This window comes from Microcoleus sp. N9_B4 (genome assembly GCF_036701635.1).
GTDB lineage: Bacteria > Cyanobacteriota > Cyanobacteriia > Cyanobacteriales > Microcoleaceae > Microcoleus.
On record NZ_JAUBRC010000024.1, the window covers coordinates 17,099 to 43,508 of the forward strand.

The window sequence follows — 26,410 nt, forward strand, 5'->3', positions numbered from 1 at the left end:
GATTAATCTTTACCATCCATCCCAAATCCAAAATCTCAAATCCAAAATTCCATGACTGACAGACAAATTCTAGTTGTTGACGATGAAGAACACCTTCGGGAACTTGTGCAAGCCTGCTTAGAAGATTTAGGCGGATGGAAAACAGTGGGGGCAGCATCGGGAGAGGAATGTTTACAAATAGTGCAAATAGAACAACCTAACGCTATTTTGCTGGATGTATCTATGCCGGGAATGGATGGGTTTGCCGTGTACGAGATCCTGCAGTCCGATCCGATTACTCGATCGATTCCAGTGATTCTGCTGACAGCGAAAGTTTTGCCCAGCGATCGGGCTAAATTTGCCCAGATGGCGGTAGCTGGGGTAATTGCCAAACCGATCCAACCCATCACCCTGACGGAAGAAGTAGCAGAGATTTTGGGATGGGATGAATAACTTTCACCATTTTTGTCAAGTTTTGTAACAATAACCGAATCTTTACCAAATCCTTACCGTTGCTATTTAGTCTCCTGTTATGCAGCTAACAGTTCTTTGCATTAGGAGGAGACTCAATGAATGCTTTTCAGGCTTTGAATGATATAAATCAGGATCTCGCAGATTCATTTTCCGGTTTGCCCACTGGTTGTCAGCAATCCACACTTTGGATTGCTCATACAGAGGAAACACCGATCGCAGGTATTAAAATTCAACAAAAGGATGTGAAACTTATCCTTAAAGTTCACATTTCTGACATTCATCTTGTCAAATTGAATCTCCAAATCACTCCAGAAACTGTTTTAATTCAAGGTCAACCTACCGAAGCGGCTGGAGTAGAAGGTTATTTCCTTCCTAATGGATTTCAAAGTCTCATCCCGTTGCCCCACCGCGTACATCCTGAAACCTATGAAACTGAAATACACTCGGATGGTTTAACAATTCAGCTTGTTAAAGAGTTGAGAGTTCAGCCATCCCAAGTTCGGATTCAACTCTCAACTGCAAATTTGAGCGATTGCTTAAAGATGTGTATTTGAGACCCAATTGGCAACCGAAAAATTGATTTATAATCAACAAAAAAAAATGAACGCTTTGCAAGTAGCTAATTATGATGGCAGTCTCCTGCCCGAAAACAAGATGACAAGGAAACAAATTCTCATCGTTGATGACCAAGAACACCTCCGCGAACTGGTACAGTTGTGCCTGGAAGACCTCGCGGGATGGAACACCCTGGTGGCCGAATCAGGACAAGAATGTTTACAAATCCTACAAACAGAACGACCTAACGCTATTTTGCTGGATTTATCAATGCCCGGAATGGATGGGTTTGCTGTGTACGATCGTCTCCAATCCGATCCCATAACTCGATCGATTCCAGTGATTCTGCTGACAGCAAGAGTTATGCCAAGCGATATGGCCAATTTTGCAGAAATGGGTGTTGCTGGGGTAATTCGCAAACCATTTGAAGCCACCACCCTGCCGGGAAAAGTGGCAGAGATATTGGGATGGAATGATTGAAACTCCCCGGTATGGCAGACGCAGGGTTCTTAAGACTTTACAATCTTAATATCCCTATTGGTAGCCTTCCCAAACTCACCCTGGGGGCGTGACAACCCCGCCAAAAACCCAGACAGGGTTACTATGTGACAGGCTTTTGTTCAAAAAAAATGACCCCTTTGCCAGTTGTTTGTATGACTACAAAAAGACTTTTATTAATTCACAAAAATCCGACTATAGGGGAGGTAATCCAGGCTTACTTGACGGATTTTGTAGGTTGGCAAATCGAAGTTGCGGGTTCGACTGGAGAAGGCTTGCGACAGGCAATAGTCTCTCAGCCAGATGCGATTGTTTTGGAGAGTTATATTGGCGAAATAGATGGATTGCTATTTCTAAAACGACTAAAAACCCAACCCGAAACCCAATCAATTCCGGTTCTACTGCTAACTCTCAAAGCCAAATGATCCGATTTACAACAGAGTTGGTTCCACAAATCTCAACTTGCAGCAGCGATCGTGAATCCTCTCAAGCCAACTATGCTTACCGTTGAGATTGCGAAGGTTTTGGGTTGGGATTTAGACTGAGTATCTTTCTGGGAACCTGGGGATTGTTGGATACAATTTCTCTCAGTTCTTGCTATTTTTACGAAACATTTCGATTTGCATCACTTCCTTAACAAGCTTGTATTCTTTACCAAATCTTTACTTCTTACCTCTACATTCATAGAGTTGCTGCTTCCAGCCAGCTTACAGCGCTTGGCAACAAGAGACAAATACACTTTCGATAAAAAAGAGGTTTTTATGACAAGCTGTCCTTGCTGCACCAATCAACTGCTGCGTCACGTTCGCCAAGCTCAAGTATACTGGTTTTGCCGTCAGTGTTGGCAAGAAATGCCTGTTTACAGTCTTAACAGCTACGGTGCATCACTCTCTATAAATTTAGTTAGAGAGTTAAGGATTAAGAAGCAATTTTCTTCAGAGGCGATAGTTTAAAGGTTAAATTCCATCGCACAGGCGTGACGCCCGTGCCACAATCGAGGCGGATGAATAAAAGGGATCTCGCACTTACCGACTAAACCTCTTCAAAAATTGCGCCTCGCTGCTGTAAATTCACCTGCATCTCCTCATCCATTCCTGAATTGTTCCCGAATCTGGCTGACTCGACATTCGCACCGCTGAAATTAGTATTTGTTAAGTTCACTTCCAGCAGATTTGCGCCGCTCAAATTGGCACCGCTGAGGTTAGCTAAAGCTAGACTTGCTTTGTGCAAATCTGCACCACTTAAATCCGCATTTCCTAAGAAAGCCCCACTCAAATCTGCACCGCCGAATTTGGCATTTTGTAGGTTGGCGTCGCTGAAATCGGCATCGTTTAAGGTTGCACCCCGGAAATTTGCCCGATCGAGATTTGCGCTGCTAAAATCCACTGCACTTAAAGTCGTTCCGCGCAAGCTACTACCCGCGAAATCCAGTGCTGGATTGAGATTAGCGATTTTGGCCAACTCCACAAAGTTGTCCGTTTCAGCGGAAATAATGCGATCGACCATTTCCTGCAATTCCGATTCCGCTTCCGGGACAATTTTCACTTCGCGCGGTTCAACCGGAGGTAAATTGTAGGACAATAGCGCCCAACTGAGGGCAGGTTGGAGTTTATTGGCGTGCAGGTATATAGTCAGGATTCTTTCTAAAACCGAATGTTGATTTGGCGTGATTTCGTGCGGCCACAAACCCTCAGCATCGGTGAGATAAATATCTTCTCTAGCCACTTCAAAAGCCGCTGCCATCCGAAATTCTTTGGCAGTAATTTCTCCCAGCTTAGCACTTTTTAGCAAACCTTTTAATACTGATTTGCCTTGTTCTACTGCAAAAATCCAAGCTGGCGTTGTATCATCACTGATTGTGGAAACGTGACAAAATATGCTCTCTGTCTCCTTAGTTTTTTCCGCCTTTTCCCCGCTCTGAACTCCCTGCTGACTTTCGGTTACTAAAATTTCTGCACTGCTTTGAATAGCCAGGGTTTCTCCTAGTGGCAAAAGCTGGAAAGAACCGACTAACTGACGTGATGCTACGGGTATTTCGCAGTTTTCTAGATGGAGTTTGAGCGTTCCGCCTTGCAGACCAAATTTGACGCGACCACCTAGCAGGGGTTCCCAATGCTCGTTAAAATTCAGGCTCAAGTGAATGTCGAGCTGCTGGGTTTGGGGTGCAACAGATGGAACTGGAATTGCTTCTAATTGCATCCACAAGCAATCTGGGTATTTGTTGTGAGACTCTAGCGATCGCATATCGGGTAGAATTGCTGGCACTACCAGCCTGTAATTGATATTTAAATTAGTTTATCATCTCTATTTTATCACAACACAGCTTTTTTTCGTGGATAAGATTGTAAATTTTGTTTAATTTCCTCCGCCTTCATTGGTTTTGCTGAATTTGGCTTTTTACCCAATTCCGAAATGCTTTTACTAATTCCAAATAATCCATTGTTTCTGCTTGTTCCAAAAATCTGACAATCTCTAATATCGGTAAGGTGGGAAATGCTAAACTGATATCGCCCTCAACGTATTCTCCATTTTCTAATCTGTTAATTCTGAGTCGCGAGCCATTATAAATCCAAACTTCCGGCACTCCCAGATCCGCATAAACCTGCAAGGTATTTTCCGAACGGCTGGTAATATCAATTTCCACCACTAAATCCGGCGGCGGATCTTGAGTCAGATCGATTCTTTTTTTGCCTTTAACTGCACTAATATTCTGAATGTAAAAACATTCATCCGGTTCTACACCGCTAAGTTCAGGACGCTTGAAAGTTGTGGAACCAAGGGGTTCAATTCTCACCTCTAATTCTTCCGCTAAGGTTTCAACAAATCGACCCATTATTGTTTTGAAGCGTTCGTGTTCTGGAGAAGGTACCATAATTTCAAGATTACCGCGATTATATCTCAGTCGAATTTGCCGATCGCCGATTTCGGCAAGCAAATTTTCGTAGGTTTGCCAACTGATACCCGATAGCTGGACAATTTGTTCGGGTGGGGCGAGAGTTTTAGCGGTCATAGTGCTACTTTGGTGAAGAGTTCAATCGCACTTTTGCATTATATCATCAATCCGGGCGATGGCTAAGCCCCGGCCCCGGCCTACGCACTCCTCACCTTCACTCACCCATCTGCGCCGGAAATACCGCAGATAAATCGAGAGACAAATCTGGGAAACCTGGAATTACCACAACCTCATTCGGCAAAACCACTCGTTTGACTCGATAATCGAAACCACCTCTTTGTTTTTGATAAGGTTCGCTGTGCATTTCCAGTTGAATATCTACCAAATTAAATATCCAATAATCAGAAATTCCCGATTCAGCATAGAGAGATAACTTGGTTCTCCTGTCGTATTTCAAAGTAGAATCGGAAACCTCAATTACCAACAAAATATCAGCGGCTAGAGGGTGAGGAGATAAATAATTGTCAGAACGGCGGGCAATAACTAGATCGGGTTCGGGTTCGCTCTCATCAGACAAAATAATCGGTTCCTGTACACGCAGGCGAGCGCGTCTTGCCAGTAAAATGATTAACTCCTCAACTAAAAGAGTATTGCAATCCGAGTGAAACCTACCTTTGGCAGCCATTTTGATAATTTCTCCGCGAATCAATTCAACTCGGTCATCGGGATCAAAAAATCCCAGTTCTCCCAAACGCTGATATTCGGCGATCGAGAATCGTTTTGCAGTTACGGCAGTCATAGCTTTTGTTACCCTCTACAATTACCAACATTTCCCATTCTACTCAAAAATCCCGCCCCGTGCCCTCAATTCAGCTTTCAGGGCTTCCGAAATTCCCACACAACCAAAAAACTTCGCATTTTTCACCACCGTATTTTTCAAATCAGCGCGGCTCAAATCAGCACCGTTTAAATTCGCACCACTCAAATTAACACCGCTCAAATCAGCATTTTTGAAATCAGTATTTGTCAAATTTGCATTTACTAAAATCGCATTCGGTAAATAAGCACTGCTCAAATTGGCGCCGGTTAAATTTGCACCGCTCAAATTGGCCCGGGGCAGCTTTGTTCGCAAATCAGCACCGCTCAAATTGGCGCTGCTGAGTTCAGCATCCCGCAAATTAGCATTGCACAAATTAGCATCAATTAAAATAGCAGCGCTCAGCAAAGCACCGCTGAGATCGGCCAAAGTCAAATCTGCTCCCCGGAGGTTGGTTTCGCGCAAATCCGCACCGTTAAAATCAGCGTAGTGCAAGTCAAAACCGCTTAAATTAGCCCCAGCAAAATCCTCAATCGGATTCAAACCAACTGTTTCTGCAAGTTGTACAAAACTCTTATTTTTATCAGTTAAAAACAGTTCCCGGACGATCGCCAATTGCTCCTGTCGGTACTGGTTAGCCTTCTCGTAATCTGCTAAATACTTGTAACCGAGCTTCAAATACTTGAGAGCATTGCGCTCAATGCGATCGTCCTTGCTGGTGCGCGCGATCGACAACTGCTGCTGATAACATTCGATCGCACCAGGCAAATCTCCCTTAGCATCGTAAGCTAGCGCCAAATTGCCCAAAGTTTCCAACTCAGAGCGCCCGTCGCCCGTGTCCCGCGCGATCGCCAAACGCTGTTTCTGGTAATCAATAGCACCAGAAAAATCCTCCAGAGCACAGCAAGCATTGCCCAGATTGCCCAAAGCATTGGCCTCGCCCCGGCGATCGCCAATTTCCCGCGCTAACACCAAATGTTGCTGGTAGCAGTCGATCGCCTGAGCATAATTTCCCAGCGCTTCGTAAGCTACGCCCATATTACCTAGCGCCGCGCCCGATCGCCGCTGATCGTCCATTGAGCGATACAGCGCCAGCGCTTCCTGCCAAGAACCCAGCGCCGCCTCAAATTGGCGCGCCTGATATTGCGAAATCCCCTGCTTGATTAGCTCGCTAGCTTGTTCGCTCATAATGTCAAAATTAGTTAATAACTAAAGTTGATATTAATCGACTCAAAGCGGTAATTGCTAATCGGTAATCGGTAATCGGGAATCGGTATGGCTAATCCCCCTCTCCCCCATCCGTATTTTCACGTCCGTGCAAAAAAAAAGACAAAAAAAGAGAGAGCTACCTAAGTAACTCCCTCTGCCATCAGGGTGCATCTACATAACACAATATAACACGATCGGGATGAGGGGTGTCACCCCCAAACGTGAAGATGTTGTAAAGAAATGTAGATTAATTATAAAGTTACGATCCCGCGAGAAGGGCCAGAGGGCGGCGAGTTCGGGAAAAACCGATCGCCCGCCGCTGTATCCGCTACACGATCCCCTTAACGACTTGCTTAGCCTGGGGCGTTAAGCTTCGCCACCAGCAGCTCATTGGTCAGTTTGGGATCGGCTCGGCCGCCCGTTTCCTTCATCACCTTGCCGACAAAAAAGCCCAGCAGCTTAGTTTTGCCGGCTCGGTACTGTTCGAGCTCCTTGGGATTGGCGGCTAACACCGCATCGATCGCTTGATCGATCGCCCCAGTATCCGAAATTTGAATCAAACCCTTGCTCTCAACGAACTTCTGAGGCGAACCACCGTTTGCCAGCAACTCCGGCAAAATATCCTTAGCGATTTTGCCACTGATCGTACCGGCATCAATTAACCCCAGCAGTTCGGCTAAATCCTGCGGTTGGAAAGGAATTTCTGCGATCGCCAGTTTTTCATTTTTCAGATAAGCAGTAATATCGCCCATCACCCAATTGGCAGCTTGTTTCGCACCAGCACCGGCGGCGATCGATTTTTCAAAATACTCCGCCACCGCTTTGTCGTCAGTCAGCACCCGCGCGTCGTAGGGAGAAAGACCGAGCTCAGTTTCGTAGCGATTGCGCTTTTGGGCCGGCAATTCCGGCAGTTGAGCTTGCCAATCCTGCAATTGCTCGGCCGAAACTTTGATCGGAGGCAAATCCGGTTCCGGGAAATACCGATAATCGCTCGCGCCTTCCTTAACCCGCATACTGAAAGTACACTGCTTGTTTTCATCCCACAGCCGGGTTTCTTGGACGATGGTTTCGCCATTTTCCACAGCTTGAATTTGCCGCTCGATCTCATAATCGATCGCCCGTTCGATCGCATTAAAAGAGTTCATATTTTTAATTTCCACCTTCGTGCCGAACTCTTTTCTGCCAACGGGGCGCACCGAAATATTCACGTCGCACCGGAGGGAACCTTCCTGCATATTCCCGTCGCCAACACCGATGTAGCGCACGATCCGGCGCAATTCTTGACCGTATTCGGCAGCTTCCGCGCCCGATCGCAAATCCGGTTCCGAAACAATTTCGATTAGAGGCACACCGGCACGGTTGTAATCCACCATTGAATAAGTAGAACCGCTCAACCGATCGCTGCCGCCATGAACCAATTTTCCGGCATCTTCCTCCATGTGCAAGCGAGTGATCCCGATTTTTTTTCTAGTAGAATTTCCCGTCTCATCCACCAGTTCAATTTCTAGCCAACCGTTAGTAGCTATCGGCAAATCGAACTGAGAAATTTGATAATTTTTCGGCAAATCGGGATAGAAATATTGCTTACGGTCAAACTTACTGTAAGGTGCGATTTCGCAGTTGAGAGCCAGCCCAGCTTTCACCGCATACTCCAGCACTTTTTTATTTAATACCGGCAATACTCCAGGCATTCCCATACAAATTGGGTCAATATTAGTATTTGGGGCATTGCCAAATTCTGTAGAAGAACTGGAGAAAATTTTAGTATTCGTACTCAATTGACAATGAGTTTCGAGACCGATAATGGCTTCGTACTGAGTTTGGTTTTTTATCGAAGAGGGTACAGCAGCAGTCATAAGCAATTTAAAAGACGGAATAACTTTAGATTTTATTTTAGCTTTTTATTGACCAAAGTGATTGGAGAGTATTTCTAGGTAGGGGCGGTTTCATTGGTGTCAACCAGCCCCTCAAACCCGCATTCGGGCTGGTTTAAACCCCTGCCTGACTGTGGGAAAGCGTGTTTAGTTGAGACAAATGGGGATCTGCATAGGCAACGCCCTGCTACAGATTCGCGATCGACCCACGCCCCCAGCCACGCCGCTCTCCTGGCGATCGCCCCCAAACAACAACTCTGGGCAAAAATATACTGAGCGCCTGCTCCTGCCCGCACCCTTCCCTTACCCAGGAGAGTTTTAGATCGATCCACCACAATTGCCGATCGATCTGCACCCCAAATCCTTTTACTGGCCGTCCTGAATAACGCCGCCCGCCTCCAACGATCGGCTCCACGCACAGACTAAAAATTAAAAATGTATAATTTAACAGGAAATTACATATTTTTAATTTTTAAGCTTTAATTTTGAATTCTCAAAGTAACACTTGCCTAAGTGTCAAAAATATGCCTGAAATTCCAGTAGAAAGTGCCACACTGTTTCAGAACAGCATCACTGAGCTAGAGCAGGCGGAATCAGCCCTCGAACTCGCTTGGAACGAACTCGAAAAACAAACAGCAGAAACCATTGCTCACATTGCCAAAGCCGGCTCAGCAAACACACAGGAACTCAGCGACCGCTTGGCGAGGGCGAAGCAACTCCGGCAGCAACTTCAAACTCAAATAAAAAAAGCCAACTCGCGGCGGGAATTTCACCTAGAAAACTCACCAATGGCAGTTGTAGAGTGGGACAAAGAATTTCGGGTAGTGCAGTGGTCGCCAATGGCAGAACAAATATTTGGCTGGACTGCAGCAGAAGCAATTGGCAAATACTGGCACCAATGGTCAATAGTTTATCAAGAAGACTTCGAGGAAGTGTGCGCCGTCACAAATCAACTGTTAGACAGCAGAGAAACCCGCAACGTTTGCCGCAACCGCAACTATACCAAAGATGGCTCGATAATTTACTGCGAATGGTACAATTCTGCACTCATCGATGAATCTGGAACAGTAGTTTCAATTCTCTCTTTTGCCAGAGACATAACCGAGTTCCACCGCGCTCAAGAAGAACTGCATCGGCGCGAACAAGCTTTCAGCGCCATCGCCGAAAATGCGACCGATATTATCGCCCGGTTCGATCGCAAACTACGCCTCCTTTATATCAACCCAGCAGTAGAATCAACTATTGGAAAACACGCCGAAAAATTGATTGGTAAAACCCACCAAGAATCAGGAATGCCACCGCACTTGTGCAGCCTGTGGGATGAGGCTTTTATGAAAGTTTTGGGTAGCGGCCAACAAGAAACCATAGAATTTGAGTTGCCAACTTCCCAAGGCATAAAACATTACCACTGTCGAGTCATTCCCGAGTTTGCTGAAGACAATTCAGTAGAAACAGTTTTATCCATCTCCCGCGACATCACAGAACTCAAACAAGTCGAATCGCAGTTGCGACAAAGCGAATCCAAATTTAAAGCCATAGTTGATTCTAATATGATCGGCTTAATTTTTTGGGATCTTAACGGCCACATTACAGATGCCAACGCCGCTTTTTTAAACACGGTAAAATATACGCGGGACGAGCTGCTTGCCGGAAGAGTTAACTGGCAAGAAATGACACCACCCGAATACGTGAGTATAGATACAGAAAAAGTTGCAGAACTGAAGGCTAGAAATACGGTTGTTCCATTTGAGAAAGAATTTATACGCTCCGACGGTAGCCGCGTTCCGGTGATGTTGGGCAGCACATTTTTAGAACAAACGCAACAGTTTGGCGTCAGTTTTGTGCTAGACTTAAGCGAGCGTAAACAGGCAGAATCGGAACTGCAAAAACATCAACAACTTTTAGAGAGTATCCTGACAACTATCCCCAACTTTCTTTACATTTACGATGCAGTAGAAAACAAAAATATTTATGCAAATGAATCTGTCACAGCCATCCTCGGCTACACTCCTAAAGAATGGCAAGATTTGGGTATAGATGCTGTCGCTAACTTAGTTCATCCCGAGGATCTGTTAAAGCTAATTACAGGTATGGAGCGACTAAAACACAGCAGCAATCCCTATGAAACGGATGACAGAGACTACAGAATCAAACACAAAAATGGGGAATGGCGCTGGGTGCACGATCGCTCTACAATCTTCAAAAGAACCCCAGACGGACAAATGAGGCAAGTTATCGGTTCCGTACTCGACATCAGCGATCGCAAACAAGCCGAAGAATCATTAAAACAGCAAAAAGAACTGCTGCAAACTATCTTCGACAACGTGCCGATCATGCTCGCCCTCTTAGACAAAAACGGTCAAATAAACTGGGTAAACCGCCACTGGGAACAAGTGCTAGGCTGGAGTTTTGCAGAAATCAAAGACCGCGATATCTTGGCGGAATTTTATCCGCAGCCAGAATACCGTCAATATGTTTTCGATGAAATCCAAGCAGCAAATCAGAACTGGAGCGACTTCAAAACAAAAGTTAGAGACGGGCGAATTCTCGACACTTCTTGGGCAAATGTTCACCTTTCCGACGGGAGTTGTATCGGCATTGGTCAAGATATCACCGAACGCAAACGAGTAGAAGCTGAACTCAAAGAACTCAACGAAACTTTAGAAGCTCAAGTCGCGCAGCGTACCGCAGAATTAGAGACTTTTTTTGACGCTTTACCGGACTGCATTTATGTTGTAGAACGCGACAATATGCGCTTGTCTTTTGTCAACCATCCCCTTGCCAAATATTCCGGATTCGACAGCAGGCAGCAGATGCAGGGCAAAACTATTTTTGAGTGCTATCCCGGCGACATCACAGAACGATTTTGCCTGGAAAATTTGCAGGTATTTGAATCAGGAAAAACTCTGCACTACCAGGAAAAATTTGTGGTGCTACCGGGTGGCAACGCTTACTTCGACACGTTTAAAATTCCGCTGAGAAATCTCAACGGCGAGGTTTATGCTTTAATTGGCACTGCTCGCGATATCACTGAGTTGGTAGAGACAAAACAAGCTTTGTCAGAACGCACAGAGCAATTAGAAGCTGCAAATCAAGAATTAGAATCTTTTTCTTACTCTGTTTCCCACGACTTGCGCGCACCTTTGCGACACATTTCAGGTTTTATAGAAGCGTTGAAACAGCGGCTAGAATTAACTGAGGCTTTGAGCGATCGCAAAATAGTTCACTATATGGAAGTAATTGAAGACAGCAGCCAAAAAATGAGCCTGTTGATTGACGGTTTGCTCGCCCTGTCGCGGGTGACTCGCACCGAGTTGAGGCAAATTCCGATCGATCTGAGCCGTTTGGTACAAAATGCGATTAAATTGACTAAATCCCCAACTGTCGCAGATCCGACCCAAACTCCCCACAGCGTTGAATTTGCCGTCGGAGATTTGCCGACAGTAATGGGAGATCCAACCTTGCTGCAACAAGTGTTCAGCAACTTGATTAGCAACGCCGTCAAGTTCAGCCGCGGACGCACTCCGGCTACAATAGTTATTGAGGGTTTACCGGATGGGACGATTTTTGTCAAGGATAACGGGGTGGGTTTTCCGATGGAATATGCCGATCGCCTGTTTGGAGCCTTTCAGAGGCTGCACTCCCAGAGAGAATTTGAAGGTACGGGCATCGGTTTGGCGATCGTCCAGCGGATTATTCACCGCCACGGCGGCACGGTTTGGGCCGAAAGCCTACCTAGTCAAGGAGCGACCTTTTACTTTAAACTAGGGCAAACAATCTGAAACGGTAATATATATTCATAAGTTAAGTGTATAAGAGTTTTAAATTTTGAATTTAAAACTCTTATACACTTAAATAAGTCACAACCGGTGAGAGCATCCGAATTTTGGTGTGACAGAAGTGTTCACTGTCAGGGATGGAAGCGAAAGATCTAGGCTTGGCGGTGCAAGATGCTCGTACTCCTCAAAAACGCTCTTTTGAAAATTGGGACGCTCCCCAATCGGTTCGGTCAGCCCTCGACTGCCGGTGCTAAATAAAGGTCTTGCGAGTAGAGTATATAATTGATTTTGCTAAAAAATAACAAAAAATATCGAGATAAAATTAACAACCAAACTCTGTCTAAAAAATTACTAGCAAAAACACGAATAACCCATTGAAAATCTCCCCAATACCTTATGTTAGATATAAATCAGACCAACTATCTACTAAAAATGGTAGCGGAATCAACATTAAAATTGTTGATTATCGAAGACATGGCAGAAGATATGGAATTAATAGTTCTCGCCTTAGAATCGGGGGGTGTAAATTTTAAGTGCGACACTGCCGAAACAGCAACAGAGTGCAGAAAACTGCTCGAAAATTGCCAGTACGATGCTGTACTCTCAGATTACCGCCTCCCCGGCTTCAACGGTTTAGAAGTATTGAAATTAATGCAGGAATTAGGGCAAGACATACCCTTAATTTTAGTAACGGGAAGTTTGGGAGAAGAAGCGGCAGTTGAGTGCCTCAAAGCTGGAATGACCGATTACGTATTAAAAGGGCGGCTGTTTAGGTTGCCAACAGTCTTAGAACGATCGCTCCAAGAATACAAAATGCGGCGCCAGCAACAAGAAGCGATCGCCCAAATTCAGCGGCAAGCTCAGCGAGAAGCGATCGTCAACCGCATCCTCCAAGCCATGCGCTTCAGCCTTGTACTCGACGAAGTGCTGCAAACCACCGCAGATCAAGTGCACGAAGCTCTCGAAATCACCGCCTGCGCCATCTTGCAGCCAGATGCTGAAGGCGGCATTAGAGTTCGCTACATCAGCAAAGCATCCGACAGAGAACGGTTCGTCGGGCTAAATTGCAAAGTGGCAGAACACTACCGATCCGAGCTCGCGGCTGGGGAAACCTTGATCATCGACGAGTTATCGACACTGTGCCCGTCCCTGCAAGAATCAGCAGAGTTTGTAGGGTTTCGCGCCGTCGCGATCGCCCCACTGCTCTACCAGCAGTCATTTTTGGGCGGAATTAGCCTCTATCAGTGCGATCGGGCGCGCTCTTGGAGCGCAGAAGAACTGTCGCTACTCAAAGCCATAGCAGATCAGTGCGCGATCGCGATCCACCAAGCCGAACTCTACCAACAAGCCCAAACCGAACTTGCAGAACGCAAGCGCGCCGAAGCAGCAGTCTGCGGCATCCAGCAGCAGCTAGCCACCATGGCAGCCAACATTCCCGGCTCAGTCTACCGCACCGTGCTGCATCCAGATGGCACAATCTCCATGCCCTACATCAGTCCGGGCGTGCGCGAAGTTACTGGGTTCGGGGCCGAAGAAGTGATTTCGCACCCGGAACTGTTGACCGAAATCATCCATCCAGAGGACAAAAGCTCGTGTGACAGCAGCGTAGCAGCATCGAAAGCGAGTCTTTTGCCGTGCGATCGCCAGTACCGCATCGTTCTGAGATCGGGGGAGGTCAAGTGGGTGCAAGACAGCGCTAAATTTTCCAAAAACGAAAACGGCGACGTAATTATAGACGGAGTAGCCCTCGACATCAGCGATCGCAAACAAGCAGAATCAGCCCTGCGCCAAAGCGAACAGCGATTTCGCTCGCTGATTGAAAACGCCACAGACATCACGATCATTCTCGACGCCGAAGGAATCTTCCGCTACATCAGCCCTTCGGTTAAGCGAATTTTAGGATACGCGCCCCACCAGGCGATCGGCCGCAGCGCTTTAGACATAGTTCACCCCGACGACTGCGCCACGATCACCGAAACCCTCCACAAAGCCATTGAAAACCCCAAAAGAAGCCAGTGCCCAGTTGAGTACCGAGTCCGCCACCGCAACGGTTCCTGGTGTTATGTAGAAGCTGTAGCCACCAACTTGCTGTACGATCCCGCAGTCCAGGGAATCGTGATTAACTGTCACGACATCACTCAGCGCAAACTCGCCGAAGAACAACTGTTGCACGATGCTTTTCACGATGCCCTCACCGGATTGCCCAACCGATCGCTATTTACCGATCGGCTCGAACACGCTCTGAGGATGGCAAAACGGCGCAAAGACTACTTGTTTGCCGTGCTGTTTCTCGATTTAGATAGATTTAAAGTAGTCAACGATTCCCTCGGCCACGCCATCGGCGATCAACTGCTAGTATCGATCGCGCGGCGTCTGGAAGCTTGTCTGAGGGTCGGAGATACAGTGGCCCGCCTTGGAGGAGACGAGTTTGTGCTGTTGTTAGAAGACATCGAGGGCATCAATGAAGCTACCACCATTGTCAACCGCCTGCAAAAGAAAATCACCTCCCCTATCCTTCTAGACGGACACGAAGTATTTATCACCGCCAGCATCGGCATAGCTTTGAGTTCTGGCGAATACCTGGAACCGACAACCCTGCTGCGCGACGCCGACACAGCAATGTACCGCGCCAAAGAACTCGGCAGATCCCGACACGAAGTTTTCAACAGTTCTATGCACGCCCACGCTTTGCGGCTATTGCAGCTAGAAAACGACCTGCGGCGGGCGATCGAATCAATTAGAGAGCCGGCCACAGAAGAAGACTTTCCCCCATCCCCCGAATCAGTCTTACCTCCCTTATCCGCAGCGCCCCAGTTTATTATTCACTACCAGCCGATCGTGTCGATCGCCAATAACACAATTACCAGTTTTGAGGCTCTAGTGCGCTGGCAGCATCCAGAACGCGGCTTAGTTTCCCCCGGCGAATTCATCACCATCGCCGAAGAAACCGGCTTGATCGTACCCCTCGGCCGCTGGGTACTCCGCACAGCTTGCCACCAAATCCGCCAGTGGCAGCAGCTATTTCCCAGCAACCACCCCTTGAGCGTTAGCGTCAACATTTCTGTCAAACAGTTTTCTCAGCCAGATTTAATCGAATACATCGACCAAGTTCTCGCAGAAACTCACCTCGACGGCAGCAGTTTAAAACTAGAAATTACCGAAAGTGTACTCATAGAAAATTCCGAATCAGTAACAGCAATGCTGGTGCAGCTCAGAACCCGAAACATACACTTGTGCATTGACGACTTCGGCACCGGCTATTCCTCGCTCTCCTACCTGCACCGCTTCCCCACCAATACCTTAAAAATAGACCGCTCTTTTGTTAGCAGGATGGGAGGTGAGTTCGATTTCAGTAAAGGAGGCATTGACCCAACAGAAATTGTGCGGTCGATCGTTACTTTGTCTCACAATTTAGGCATGGATGTAGTCGCCGAAGGAGTCGAAGAAGCTTCGCAACTATCTATACTAAAAGGGTTAAAATGTGAGTACGCCCAGGGATTCTTTTTCTCAAAGGCAGTAGACTCTCAAACAGCAGCAACCCTAATCCGACAGCAAGCAGAAAATCAGAATTTGCTGACATTTAGTTTGTTAGAGAAAGGCCATTAAAAAAACACGGCATTTTGTGAGTCCCGTTTCAGCATAAAATCTTAAAATATTTTAAAGCTGTGCCTAACTGGCGTCAGTTAATAACTACGGCATCCAAATCACTGTCAACGACCCATGTCTAAAGATACGCTTGCTTCCAGCCTCAGACTTAAACGATAGTTGACCAGATGTGTAGCTGCGTACTACGTTAACGGTAAGAGTTAAAGACCTACCAGGGAGTGCGAAGCTAGTTCCTTGCCAAGCGAAATTTAGGATTAAATAGACTTATTGAGTTAAATCAGTGTCCTAAATATAGTATCGGCCCTTAACTAAGGCGCAAGCTAACATTACCCCTCTTATAGAGGCTCCTGATGGAGCGAACATTATGCGTACAGGATTGCGAGGTTGGATGTGGTAATTGTCCCACTGAAAGTACATTACAAAAGTACACTCCCATCTAGCAATCCCCGTGTAATGGAAAGATTCACGGCGGTTCAAACCGCCTAGCCGTTTCCCTCTCAGGTCTAAAGACGCTGAGTTTCCCACTTACGGAATTTTTTTTTTATGACTATTGGCTACCTCGCCCTCGTTCTCCACGCCCACTTGCCTTTTGTCCGCCACCCCGAAAGCGACTACGTTTTAGAAGAAGAATGGCTGTTTGAGGCGATCGCGGAAACCTACATTCCCCTGCTGCAAGTCTTTGAAGGGCTCAAGCGCGACGGCATTGACTTTAAAATTACCATGAGCATGACGCCGCCCTTGGTTGCCATGCTGCGCGACCCCTTGCTGCAAGACCGCTTCGACGACCACTTGGCTAAACTCGAAGAATTAGCGGATCTCGAAATCGAACACAATAGCGGCAACGGCCACCTCCGCTACTTGGCAGAACATTACGCCGCCCATTTCTCTCAAGTCCGCAACTTTTGGGAAAAGTACGATCGAGATTTAGTCAAAGCCTTCAAAGAACACCAAGATACCAACAACCTGGAAATCATCACCTGCGGTGCCACCCACGGCTATTTACCGCTGATGAAAATGTACCCCGAAGCAGTTTGGGCACAAATTCAAGTAGCTTGCGACAACTACGAAGCAAACTTCGGCCGCCGACCAAAAGGCATTTGGCTGCCCGAATGCGCCTACTATGAAGGCTTAGAGCGGATGTTAGCCGACGCCGGCCTCCGCTACTTTCTCACAGACGGTCACGGCATCCTCTACGCCCGCCCGCGTCCCCGCTACGGCAGCTACGCCCCAATTTTCACCGAATGCGGAGTCGCAGCCTTCGGCCGGGATCACGAATCATCGCAGCAGGTTTGGTCTTCCGAAGTCGGCTATCCAGGGGCCGCCGAATACCGGGAATTCTACAAAGATTTGGGTTGGGAAGCTGAATACGATTACATTAAGCCCTACATCATGCCCAACGGCCAGCGGAAAAATACCGGGATTAAATATCACAAAATCACCGGTCGCGGATTGGGTTTAGGCGATAAACAGTTGTACGATCCTTACTGGGCAAGGGAAAAAGCAGCCGAACACGCCAGCAACTTTGCTTTCAACCGGGAACGGCAAGTCGAACACCTCAACGGCATTATGCAGCGTCCGCCGATTATTGTTTCGCCTTACGACGCGGAACTTTTCGGTCACTGGTGGTACGAAGGGCCTTGGTTCTTAGATTACCTGTTCCGCAAGAGTTGGCACGACCAAAATACCTACGAGATGACGCACTTAGCCGATTATTTGCGGGGGAATCGGACTCAGCAAGTGTGCCGCCCGTCTCAGTCGAGTTGGGGTTTCCGGGGTTTCCACGAATATTGGCTTAACGATACCAATGCTTGGATTTACCCGCACTTGCACAAAGCTGCGGAACGGATGATTGAGTTGGGAAGCATGGAACCTGCGGATGAGTTGCAGTGGCGCGCTTTGAACCAGGCGGCGCGGGAAGTGCTGCTAGCTCAATCTTCTGACTGGGCATTTATCATGCGTACAGGGACGATGGTGCCCTATGCAGTGCGGCGGACTCGATCGCACTTAATGCGCTTTCACAAGCTTTACGATGAAGTGAAAGAAGGGAAAGTTGATTCGGGTTGGTTGGAGAAGGTTGAGGAGATTGATAATATTTTCCCTGAAATTAACTATCGCGTTTATCGATCGCTTTAAGTTTCGTTTCCTCTTTCATCCTGTCCCCCCAGCCCTGCTTAAGGGCTGGGCGGATTTATTGTGACCGGATGATTATATAACTGTAGTTTAGACTAACCAAAGATGAGAACGGTGGCAAAAGAAGAACTAGAGCCACCGCGCCAGGAGAGAATGAGGGTGAAAAATAAAACCTATCCACTCCTTAAATGAACAGTGAACGATTAAAGGACTTTCCTGGGAGCAGCATACGAGTTATTGGTGCTGGCGAAAGATGCAACATTCGAGCTGATGGATGCAGTGATGACCACTCCGAATGCGTCATGTTTAGCGGAATTTTCACTCAATCCATTATTCAAGCGTCAATGGTCAAGTGTTTATGAAGCCTTACAAGACTGTAGACCAGACCGGAAAAAACTGATGATGCTGTATATCAAGCAATTACAGCAGCAAGTACCTACAACAGAAAATATATTAGTGGAAATTGACCACACTGCATGGGCGAGACCAGACGCTCAAACCTTAAAAGACAGAACCCATGAATATCAGAAGGGCTCCATTGTTGGACAGGGATATAGTACAATTGCGTGGATACCATTCGCACAAGGATGTTGGGCATTACCCCTACTCCATGAAAGAATTAGTAGTGGGTCTTCACCCATACTTCAAGCAGCTTCCCAACTCAAACTTGTCTGTGAACAGAGCCTCAACCCAGTCTTAGCAGTTTTAGATCGAGAATATGGCAATGCAACTTGGGTATTAGCGCTAGCGCAAGCTTCCATTCTTGCTGATTGTTTAATGAGAGTCCGAAAGAATGCCTGCTTATGGTCAGCACCACCAGCATATAGTGGTCGCGGTAGACCACGGAAACATGGGCAAAAAATGAGACTCAACGACCCAACCACATGGCTCGAAGCTGATACTGCGATTGAAATTGATGAACATCCAGATTTGGGACAAGTCCGAGTCAGACAATGGATTGACTTACATTTTTATCGTGCCCCTGGACAAAAAGTCAATTTAATCCTGGTCGAAAGAATGAAGCCCATGTCAAACTGTCAGCCGTTTCCACCCTTATGGTTGGCTTGGGTTGGAGAACGAACTCTACCTTTAGAAACTGTTTGGTTCAAATATTTACGACGCTTTGGAGTCGATCCTTGGTATCGGTTTGCGAAGCAAAGATTGCATTGGACATTGCCTAACTTGAGAACTCCTGAACAATCTGAGCGTTGGAGTGATTTAATGCCATTGATGAGTTGGCAACTCTGGTTAGCTAGGGATTTAGTGGTCGAGAATATATTACCTTGGCAATCTGAAGCGTATCTATTTAACCCCTGGACGTGTTGCCCAATCAATGTTTTCGGTTTTAGTTGACATTGGTACTCCGAAGAAATTGCCTAAACATAGGGGAAAATCACGCCTGTTGGGAAACAGGAAAGGTACGGACTAAGGCACCATGCTATCCCACTGTCAAAAAACGGGTTTCTCGACGCAAAAAATCTTCAAGATTAGCTATTTAATCTTCTCCCTCTTGAGTGGTTGAGTAACAGCTTGCCGGATATTTAAAGGCAGCTACTTTTAGCTGCAATCATTTTTTAGTCTAAACTACAGTCTTTAACTTTCACCTAAATATGCTTTGCGAACAGTTTCATTTGACTGCAAATCGCTAGCAGTACCAGCGACTACGACCTGACCGGTTTGGATGACATAGCCGCGGTGGGCTACACTTAAAGCCATACGGGCGTTTTGTTCCACCAGTAAAATAGTTGTTCCTTCAGCATTAATGTCGCGGACGATCGCAAAAATTTGACTGACTAACATCGGTGCCAATCCCATACTCGGCTCGTCCAATAATAACAAGCGGGGGCGCGACATCAAAGCCCGGGCGATCGCCAACATTTGCTGTTCGCCGCCGCTGAGAGTTCCCCCTTTTTGACTAATTCTTTCTCGCAAACGAGGAAATAAATTTAATGCTTTTTCCATATCGGACTTGATACCGAGAGTATCGTTGCGGAGATAAGCACCCATTTCTAGGTTTTCTTGCACCGTCATGCGCGGAAAAATCAACCGCCCTTCGGGACTTTGAGAAATCCCCAAACGGACGATCGCCTCTGTAGATAGTGCTTCTAAAGGCTTTCCCTCAAATAATACAGTGCCTTGGCGCGGGCGCAGCAGTCCTTGAATCGTGCGGAGAGTAGTCGTTTTCCCCGCCCCGTTGCTGCCGATTAATGTCACAACTTCTCCCTGCGAGACTGTTAGCGATACTCCTTTGAGAGCGTGGATATTTCCGTAGTAGGTGTGAATGTCTTTAATTTCCAACATAATTACTCTTTCTGCTTTGTGCCTTATTATATTATCCCGACTAATTATAAAATTTTATTGCATTTATTTAAAATCAAGCTTTTTTAGAGTAAGCAGTAATTTTACTTAGATCAAGACCCGCCCTAGCTCCCATACAATGTATTTTTAGTAGTTGTGGCGATCAACTTTACATAAGTTTTACTAAAACATAAGATTTCTTGACAGTAGCTTTACCAAAATTTCTAAGTAAATAAGTAGTATTAATACGTAAGCGAAACCAACCGCTACAAGTTACCAATAACAGCACTTAAAATGTTTCAAATTTAAGGAGATTTACCATGAAATTCCATCACAGTAGCGGAGCGATCGCATTTTTATTAGCAACTCCTTTAGTAACCAGCTTGAGTGTAGGTATAGCGCCCAGCAGTGCTGCCACAATAGCCAGTTCTGCAGCAGCAGTAACGATTGACAACTTCAGTCACACCCCGACTGATACAGGTACATCTACTAACACTAACACTCAGGCGATAACTAACAGCGGTGCAGTCATTAGCCAAGCGAACGCTGAGGCTTTTTTTATATCTAACTGCCACGAATTGCTGGCAGCAAATCTCTCGCAAAGTGAAGTCATAGGCAGCGGGAATAACTATTCCGGTTTAGCCCAAAGTCAAGCAGCAGTGATCGGCGAATTCTTCATTGATGCCGAAGAAACTTTTTCCTTCAATTTTCAGACATTTTTAGCTCTTTTAACATCAGTTGACAACCCCCAATCCGAACGCGCCAGGGCGAATGGCAGTATATCTTTCTTGGTGATTAACACTGTTACTAACATTTTGTTAGACTCTTTTCAATTTGCCATCGGTTTAGACTCTTCTAGTGGCTTTTATGCAAATGCCTTGGTTAGCAACAGCTTTAAACCCACACAAATTAACTTTAATTTTCTGGCTGACGGAAGTGCAGCAACTAGCCTCCTGTATACTTCTGGGGTATATTCGCGGACATTCAACAGCGCCACTAACTTAACAGTGGTAGAAGTTAAAAACAATATCGCAGAAGCAGAAGCAGTTCCCGAACCGAGCACAGTATTAGGTACTGCACTATTTTTAGGATTGTTTCTCCGGCAGAGACAGCACAAGAAAAAAATGTCGGAAGTCAAATCAAAAGTTTAGGAAAACCACCGAACATTAATCCGTAGGGTGTGTAAGGCGCACCTCCTATCGTTGCAGTTGAATTGCTCGTTATAAAATGCTGTCGTCCAGGGCGGGTTGATAAATATTATCGGTTTGAATGACAGATTTTTGGTGAAACCCGCCCCTAATTTTATTGGGTTCATTTGCCAGACATTATATCGCTTCTTCCGCGGATACACAATGCCCAGCTCACTTATCTGTCGGCACACAATACCCATTATCCATGTCCATCTTCTTCTTTTCCCAAATATGCCTCAATCACGCGGGGATCGGCGCGAACTTGCTCTGGAGTTCCCTCAGCAATTTTAGTACCGTACTCCATAACACTAACGCGATCGCTAATTCCCATCACCACCTTCATATCATGTTCAATCAGCAAAATACTCAAATTTAACTCATCGCGAATTCGGTAAATAAAGCGAGTTAAATCAGCCGTTTCGTTCGGGTTCATCCCCGCCGTCGGTTCGTCCAAAAGCAACACTTTCGGATCGGAAGCCAAAGCCCTGGCAATTTCCAATCTGCGCTGGTCGCCGTAGGAAAGGTTTTTTGCCAACTCCGGCGCTTTAGAAGCACCTAAACCGACAAAATCAAGCATAGTGAGCGCTTTTATTTTAGCTTCCCGCTCCTCCAGATTCGCAGCGGGAGGGCGGAGGATTGCACCCAACAAACCTGTTTTCAATCGGCAGTGTCTACCTACTAAAACATTATCCAGGACAGTCATGTTGTTAAACAAGCGGATATTTTGAAAAGTTCTAGCAATGCCGAAAGTTGTCAGGCGATCGGGCGGTAAACCCGTTATATTCTTCTGTTCCAGGAGCAACTGACCTGCACTCGGTTTGTAGATACCTGTCAGCATATTAAAAAATGTGGTTTTGCCCGCACCGTTGGGGCCGATTAAACTGGCGATCGAGCCTTTTTCCAAAGTTAAACTAACCTGGTTGACGGCAGTCAAACCGCCGAATCGCATTGTAAGTTGCTGTGCTTCTAATAATGACATGTTGTTTCCGTTTTCTAAGATTTTATAGTAGTGCGATCGTCCTGGTAACGAGCTTTCACGCACGCTAATCAATTTGAGACTGGGAGTTTTTAGGACATATTCTCTAAAGTACAAACAAAATAAAACTTAAAAAGATTAGATTCTAGCGAACTGCCAGGGCGATATTGTGCGTGTAAATCGGCCGTCGAAAAGTTTTCAATAACTTTGAGATTGAGTTCGTCAGCCAAAGTTGCAATGTTTTCAAACCCAGTAATCCAGGGTGCATACATACTTTCGTATTTATTTATGTAATCATTGATATCTTGGTAGCCCGTCGTTCTCAAAATCACCTTTTCCGACATATAATCAAAGGACAATCGGAAATTATTAACATTGTCGCGAATTTGTTCTAATACAAATATTACATCTTTTTTGTCAAGCAAGGTAGTGTTGCCTTCCCACAAAAAATATGTCTGCCGAGTGAAATCAACTTCGCTCTGTTTCAGCAAGGAGATTAAACCGTCTTTTATGTAATCGCCGGGAATGTAGCGAACATTTGCACTAATTTTGTTTGCTTTGAGAGTTTCTGCTTTTAATTGCAGTGTCGCGGGGTCGTCTATTTCAAAATAAATCACTCCTTCTCCATTAATTCTAGCAGCGCGAGTATCCAAACCCGAACCTAAAATAACTATTTGCTTGCAACCTCCTAAAATTTGATTAGACAAAACATCATCAAAATATTTAGTCCGCAACTTAACCATTTCTTTAGCTGCGGGAGAGTTGTGAGCTATTTGGTCAGCTACTTTTTTTGTTTCCTCATTGAGCCATATTTTTACTACATGATCAGTGTAAAGAGGAATTACCTCTTCATTCTCTTCTGCTCTAAACTCCGCAACGATAAAAGCAGTACCAGTTACATTGTTCATGGCTAATCTTTCACCCTTACTAAGTAGTTGGTTACAAATAAACATTAGATGGGGATGTTTTTTACACTGATAAACTCCCTGATATCCTAAATTCTTAGCTAAACCCGCTACAAAATACTAAGGTTTTTTGCCCTTACCTATTTATTTACTTCTCGCATCTGCTAAAGACTCATTGCTCGCTTCAGCATCAGAATGCAGTTCAGCTTGGTGGATCTTATCAGGAATCAGCCCCTCCGGCCGCACGAGCATCATGACAACAAGAGTTAGACCGAATAGAAATAAGCGCATTTGAATCGGGTCTAAACTGGTGGCCAGAAACTCTTGCAACTGGGGAATTGCAATCCTGGGGAGTACAAAAGTATTCAGAAAACCCTTGAGGACTTGGGCTAATTGTGGCAGATAAAGCCGATCGGCAGACATGATAATGATCGCCCCCAAAATCACCCCGGTCATGTTGCCCAAACCGCCTAAAATCACCATACAGAGGATGATTACCGACACCGAGAAATCGAAAACGCTGGGAAAAATCGCGCTGATATAGGCGGCGTAAAACGCGCCTGCAAAGCCCGAAAACGTCGCTCCCATCGCAAAAGCCGAAAGTTTGGTTTTGACTAGGTTAATTCCCATCGCACTCGCAGCTAATTCATCTTCGCGCATGGCATTCCACGCCCTGCCCAAGCGGGAATCTCGCAGCCGCGAAATCATGAAGTAAGCAAAGACAACTAGCAGCAAAATTAGGTAGTACCAGGGAAAGTAGTTGCCGGTGCTGAAAGTGCCGATAATGGGGAGAGATGGACGCCCGATCGGGTTTATGCCCGCTTCGCCACCGGTGAGGTTAAAAGGTCGATCGCACCCAACCAGACACAGCACCAACTCAGGTTTACCCAACAGGGAAGCAACAATCTTCGAGACTGGTTCATCAATCCGAATCGCCGTTAAATTCCTAAAGACAACCGGGATAATTTCGCCAAAACCGAGGGTAACAATTGCCAAATAATCGCCCTTGAGCCGCAGTGTGGGAATACCCAGGATTACGCCCGCGATCGCAGCTACACCGGCCGCGATCGGCAGTACCACCCAAAAATTCCAAGCAATATTTAACTGCCCAGAAGATAGCAAAGCCGTCGTGTAAGCGCCGATCGCAAAAAACGCCGCATATCCCAAATCCAACAAACCCGCAAAACCCACAGTAATATTCAAACCCAGCGCCAACATAATAAAGATTTGAATCTGTACTACAGTAGCAATCCAGCCAGTCTGAGCCTGAATGTCGATAAACGGAAACAGAATTAGAATAAAAGCTAATGTCACCAGAGTTGCCAGCCGCTGGCGTTCCCCCTGCAAACCCTGCAAAGCACCCATTAACGTAGCTGTCAAAATTGCGATCGTCAAACTGCAAATCCCGTACAGCAGCGTAGTCGGCAAAGCCACAGCAGATTGACCAGAAAAAGGTCTAATCAAAACCCCTTCTACCACACTTGCAACTAATAGCCAAACTCCCAATCCCAATCCCGCTAAACAGCCGATAGTCGCACCCATTTTCGGGCTGTAAACCTTCTGATCCCGACAGCTCATAAAGCCCGCAGCCGTACCCATCAGCCAGCCGATCACGGTGCCGCTCCAACCGCCGAATAACAAAACAGTCAAAGAGGCGATCGCTCCTAAAATACCACTCGATTTAATTGCTTGGATTATTTTATTAGTCATTAGTTATTAGTCATTAGTTATTAGTCACTGTCAACTGTCAACTGTCAACTGTCAACTGTCAACTGTCAACTGTCAACTGTCAACTGTCAACTGTCAACTGTCAACTGCTATATACTGGAACTGTTACCGCAACACACTTCAAACGGGCGATCGCTATATGGTACAAGCACCTCAAAAAACTATCACCCTCGACGAGTTTTTGCAACTCCCAGAAACCAAACCCGCTAGCGAATACATCAAAGGTGCGATTTTACAAAAACCTATGCCACAAGGAAAACACAGTACAATTCAGGGTGAACTCATCACGACGGTTAATGCAGCGGGCAAACCTCAGCGGATTGCTTGGGCATTTCCAGAACTTCGCTGCACCTTTGGCGGACGTTCTATTGTCCCCGATGTCGCGATTTTTGTTTGGAATCGCATTCCCCTAGACGCTGAAGGCGAAATTGCCAATACATTTAATGCTCACCCAGACTGGACAATAGAAATTTTGTCCCCAGGCCAAAGCCAAACCAAAGTTACAAACAATATTTTGCACTGTTTGAATGCCGGTTGTCAGATGGGTTGGTTGCTCGATCCCGATGAAAAAAACATTTTAGCCTATCCCGCAAGGCAGCAGCCTATTTCCTTGCAAGAACCAACAGATATACTTCCGATGCCCAAATTTATGCCGGAAATGCAGTTAACTTTAGACGAAGTTTTTGGCTGGCTCAAACCAGCGAATATTTAATTTGATAGCGCAGGTTAACTCGATATTTTGCAAGCGGATTTTTCAGGCGATCGCAAATCCGGTATGTTTGCGTACTTCCGGCGAATGAAACGCCAAAACAATGCAGTTTTCAGGAACGCCACCCTCCAGTAATTCATCGGTAATGCCGTCTTCAATACCGTCATAATGAATCCAGAGTTTGCCGTTGCGAATTTCAACGTGAACTACCGCACCATGAATGCGTTTGCGGTCTTGCCAACCTTCGTGCATCAACAGAAAATGATTGCGGTCTTGGCTGACAATCACATAGCTGCTAATGTCGCCGTATCTGTACGGCAAGTTGGCATAGTAAGACAATATTTTATAGATTAAGTCCCGGTACTCGTCTAGTTTATCCATTTTGTAATAACCTCCTTAACTGGATCTACAACAATAAGTTTTATTTCCCTATCTTCTAGAACAACTTGCACGATTTCCTCCGCAAAAAAAGTAGAATAAATTTCCTCAACAATTGCTAGATATAGCGTGCGTTCTGGGTCTAATCTAGATAGCATTGTCAAGTATAAAGTATACTGACCTAAAGCATTTTCTAAGTCTTTTACTGGAGATTTGCCTATAAAGCTTTTGATTTCAACGGCAATTGTTTGTCCCTTTCGTTCAGCAGCCAGTAACTTTTTAGCTCCTAAGTCTATCAACACACCGCGCAAGGAAAGTCTGAGAGGGAAAGGATCGTCTGTAATTATCCACCCGTCCTTTTCTAAGGCAGCCCTTACATTATAATGATAAATGTCTTTTGCCATTTTTTCAA

General features: G+C 45.9%; 22 protein-coding genes. 11 read left to right on the forward strand and 11 right to left on the reverse strand.

What is annotated here, in order from left to right; all coding sequences use genetic code 11:
- Positions 1-51 precede the first annotated feature (51 nt).
- The 5 genes from QUA43_RS17125 to QUA43_RS17145 all read left to right on the forward strand — a co-directional run bounded on the left by QUA43_RS17125 (position 52) and on the right by QUA43_RS17145 (position 2,459).
- Positions 52-432: a response regulator gene (locus tag QUA43_RS17125; protein WP_333375419.1), complete on the forward strand. Its 381-nt coding sequence runs from the start codon at positions 52-54 to the stop codon at positions 430-432.
- Between the two features lie 116 nt (positions 433-548).
- Positions 549-1,007, forward strand: a complete 459-nt coding sequence (locus QUA43_RS17130) for a hypothetical protein (protein ID WP_333375421.1) — start codon at positions 549-551, stop codon at positions 1,005-1,007.
- A 100-nt stretch (positions 1,008-1,107) separates the two neighbouring features.
- Positions 1,108-1,488, forward strand: a complete 381-nt coding sequence (locus QUA43_RS17135) for a response regulator (RefSeq protein WP_333375545.1) — start codon at positions 1,108-1,110, stop codon at positions 1,486-1,488.
- A gap of 173 nt (positions 1,489-1,661) precedes the next feature.
- On the forward strand, positions 1,662-1,931 hold the full coding sequence (locus QUA43_RS17140) for a response regulator (protein WP_333375423.1): 270 nt from the start codon (positions 1,662-1,664) through the stop codon (positions 1,929-1,931).
- Between the two features lie 336 nt (positions 1,932-2,267).
- Complete coding sequence (locus tag QUA43_RS17145) at positions 2,268-2,459, forward strand: hypothetical protein (protein WP_333375425.1); 192 nt, start codon at positions 2,268-2,270, stop codon at positions 2,457-2,459.
- A 79-nt stretch (positions 2,460-2,538) separates the two neighbouring features.
- On the opposite strand, the gene QUA43_RS17150 is transcribed toward QUA43_RS17145, so the two are convergent.
- The 5 genes from QUA43_RS17150 to gatB all read right to left on the reverse strand — a co-directional run bounded on the left by QUA43_RS17150 (position 2,539) and on the right by gatB (position 8,281).
- On the reverse strand, positions 2,539-3,771 hold the full coding sequence (locus QUA43_RS17150) for a pentapeptide repeat-containing protein (protein ID WP_333375428.1): 1,233 nt from the start codon (positions 3,769-3,771) through the stop codon (positions 2,539-2,541).
- Positions 3,772-3,877: 106 nt separating this feature from the next.
- On the reverse strand, positions 3,878-4,516 hold the full coding sequence (locus tag QUA43_RS17155) for a Uma2 family endonuclease (protein WP_333375430.1): 639 nt from the start codon (positions 4,514-4,516) through the stop codon (positions 3,878-3,880).
- 97 nt (positions 4,517-4,613) lie between these two features.
- Positions 4,614-5,198: a Uma2 family endonuclease gene (locus tag QUA43_RS17160; protein WP_333375433.1), complete on the reverse strand. Its 585-nt coding sequence runs from the start codon at positions 5,196-5,198 to the stop codon at positions 4,614-4,616.
- Positions 5,199-5,237: 39 nt separating this feature from the next.
- Positions 5,238-6,404 carry a pentapeptide repeat-containing protein gene (locus QUA43_RS17165; RefSeq protein WP_333375435.1) on the reverse strand — a complete coding sequence of 389 codons (1,167 nt, stop codon included), beginning with the start codon at positions 6,402-6,404 and terminating at the stop codon, positions 5,238-5,240.
- Positions 6,405-6,778: 374 nt separating this feature from the next.
- Positions 6,779-8,281, reverse strand: coding sequence for an Asp-tRNA(Asn)/Glu-tRNA(Gln) amidotransferase subunit GatB (gene gatB / locus QUA43_RS17170; RefSeq protein WP_333375437.1), 1,503 nt, complete (start codon positions 8,279-8,281; stop codon positions 6,779-6,781).
- 542 nt (positions 8,282-8,823) lie between these two features.
- Between gatB and QUA43_RS17175 the strand changes: the two genes are divergently transcribed.
- The 4 genes from QUA43_RS17175 (at position 8,824) to QUA43_RS17190 (ending at position 19,167) form a co-directional block, all read left to right on the forward strand.
- Complete coding sequence (locus QUA43_RS17175) at positions 8,824-12,081, forward strand: PAS domain S-box protein (protein WP_333375438.1); 3,258 nt, start codon at positions 8,824-8,826, stop codon at positions 12,079-12,081.
- 393 nt (positions 12,082-12,474) lie between these two features.
- Complete coding sequence (locus QUA43_RS17180; protein WP_333375441.1) at positions 12,475-15,684, forward strand: EAL domain-containing protein; 3,210 nt, start codon at positions 12,475-12,477, stop codon at positions 15,682-15,684.
- Positions 15,685-16,227: 543 nt separating this feature from the next.
- A complete protein-coding gene (locus QUA43_RS17185) occupies positions 16,228-17,817 on the forward strand; it encodes a glycoside hydrolase family 57 protein (RefSeq protein WP_333375443.1) in 1,590 nt (529 codons plus the stop codon).
- A 237-nt stretch (positions 17,818-18,054) separates the two neighbouring features.
- Entirely contained in the window at positions 18,055-19,167 is a 1,113-nt protein-coding gene (locus QUA43_RS17190; protein ID WP_333375444.1) for a transposase, read from the forward strand.
- Positions 19,168-19,407: 240 nt separating this feature from the next.
- Here the strand turns inward: QUA43_RS17190 and QUA43_RS17195 are convergent, their stop codons facing one another.
- Positions 19,408-20,115, reverse strand: coding sequence for an ABC transporter ATP-binding protein (locus tag QUA43_RS17195; protein WP_006631855.1), 708 nt, complete (start codon positions 20,113-20,115; stop codon positions 19,408-19,410).
- Positions 20,116-20,432: 317 nt separating this feature from the next.
- On the opposite strand from QUA43_RS17195, the gene QUA43_RS17200 reads away from it, so the two are divergent.
- A complete protein-coding gene (locus QUA43_RS17200; RefSeq protein ID WP_333375447.1) occupies positions 20,433-21,263 on the forward strand; it encodes a PEP-CTERM sorting domain-containing protein in 831 nt (276 codons plus the stop codon).
- 238 nt (positions 21,264-21,501) lie between these two features.
- On the opposite strand, the gene QUA43_RS17205 is transcribed toward QUA43_RS17200, so the two are convergent.
- The 3 genes from QUA43_RS17205 to QUA43_RS17215 all read right to left on the reverse strand — a co-directional run bounded on the left by QUA43_RS17205 (position 21,502) and on the right by QUA43_RS17215 (position 24,893).
- Complete coding sequence (locus tag QUA43_RS17205; protein WP_333375449.1) at positions 21,502-22,281, reverse strand: ABC transporter ATP-binding protein; 780 nt, start codon at positions 22,279-22,281, stop codon at positions 21,502-21,504.
- Positions 22,282-22,370: 89 nt separating this feature from the next.
- Positions 22,371-23,186 carry an SAM-dependent methyltransferase gene (locus QUA43_RS17210; protein WP_333375452.1) on the reverse strand — a complete coding sequence of 272 codons (816 nt, stop codon included), beginning with the start codon at positions 23,184-23,186 and terminating at the stop codon, positions 22,371-22,373.
- Between the two features lie 141 nt (positions 23,187-23,327).
- The gene (locus tag QUA43_RS17215) at positions 23,328-24,893 is read right to left on the reverse strand and encodes an ABC transporter permease subunit (protein WP_333375454.1); all 1,566 of its coding nucleotides are present in this window, start codon (positions 24,891-24,893) and stop codon (positions 23,328-23,330) included.
- Positions 24,894-25,050: 157 nt separating this feature from the next.
- On the opposite strand from QUA43_RS17215, the gene QUA43_RS17220 reads away from it, so the two are divergent.
- Positions 25,051-25,623: a Uma2 family endonuclease gene (locus QUA43_RS17220; RefSeq protein WP_333375456.1), complete on the forward strand. Its 573-nt coding sequence runs from the start codon at positions 25,051-25,053 to the stop codon at positions 25,621-25,623.
- Positions 25,624-25,665: 42 nt separating this feature from the next.
- Here QUA43_RS17220 and QUA43_RS17225 read toward each other — a convergent pair whose 3' ends face one another.
- Positions 25,666-26,001: a XisI protein gene (locus QUA43_RS17225; protein ID WP_333375458.1), complete on the reverse strand. Its 336-nt coding sequence runs from the start codon at positions 25,999-26,001 to the stop codon at positions 25,666-25,668.
- Positions 25,989-26,402, reverse strand: coding sequence for an element excision factor XisH family protein (locus QUA43_RS17230; RefSeq protein ID WP_333375459.1), 414 nt, complete (start codon positions 26,400-26,402; stop codon positions 25,989-25,991). Before QUA43_RS17230 ends, QUA43_RS17225 begins: the two co-directional genes overlap by 13 nt.
- Positions 26,403-26,410: the final 8 nt, after the last annotated feature.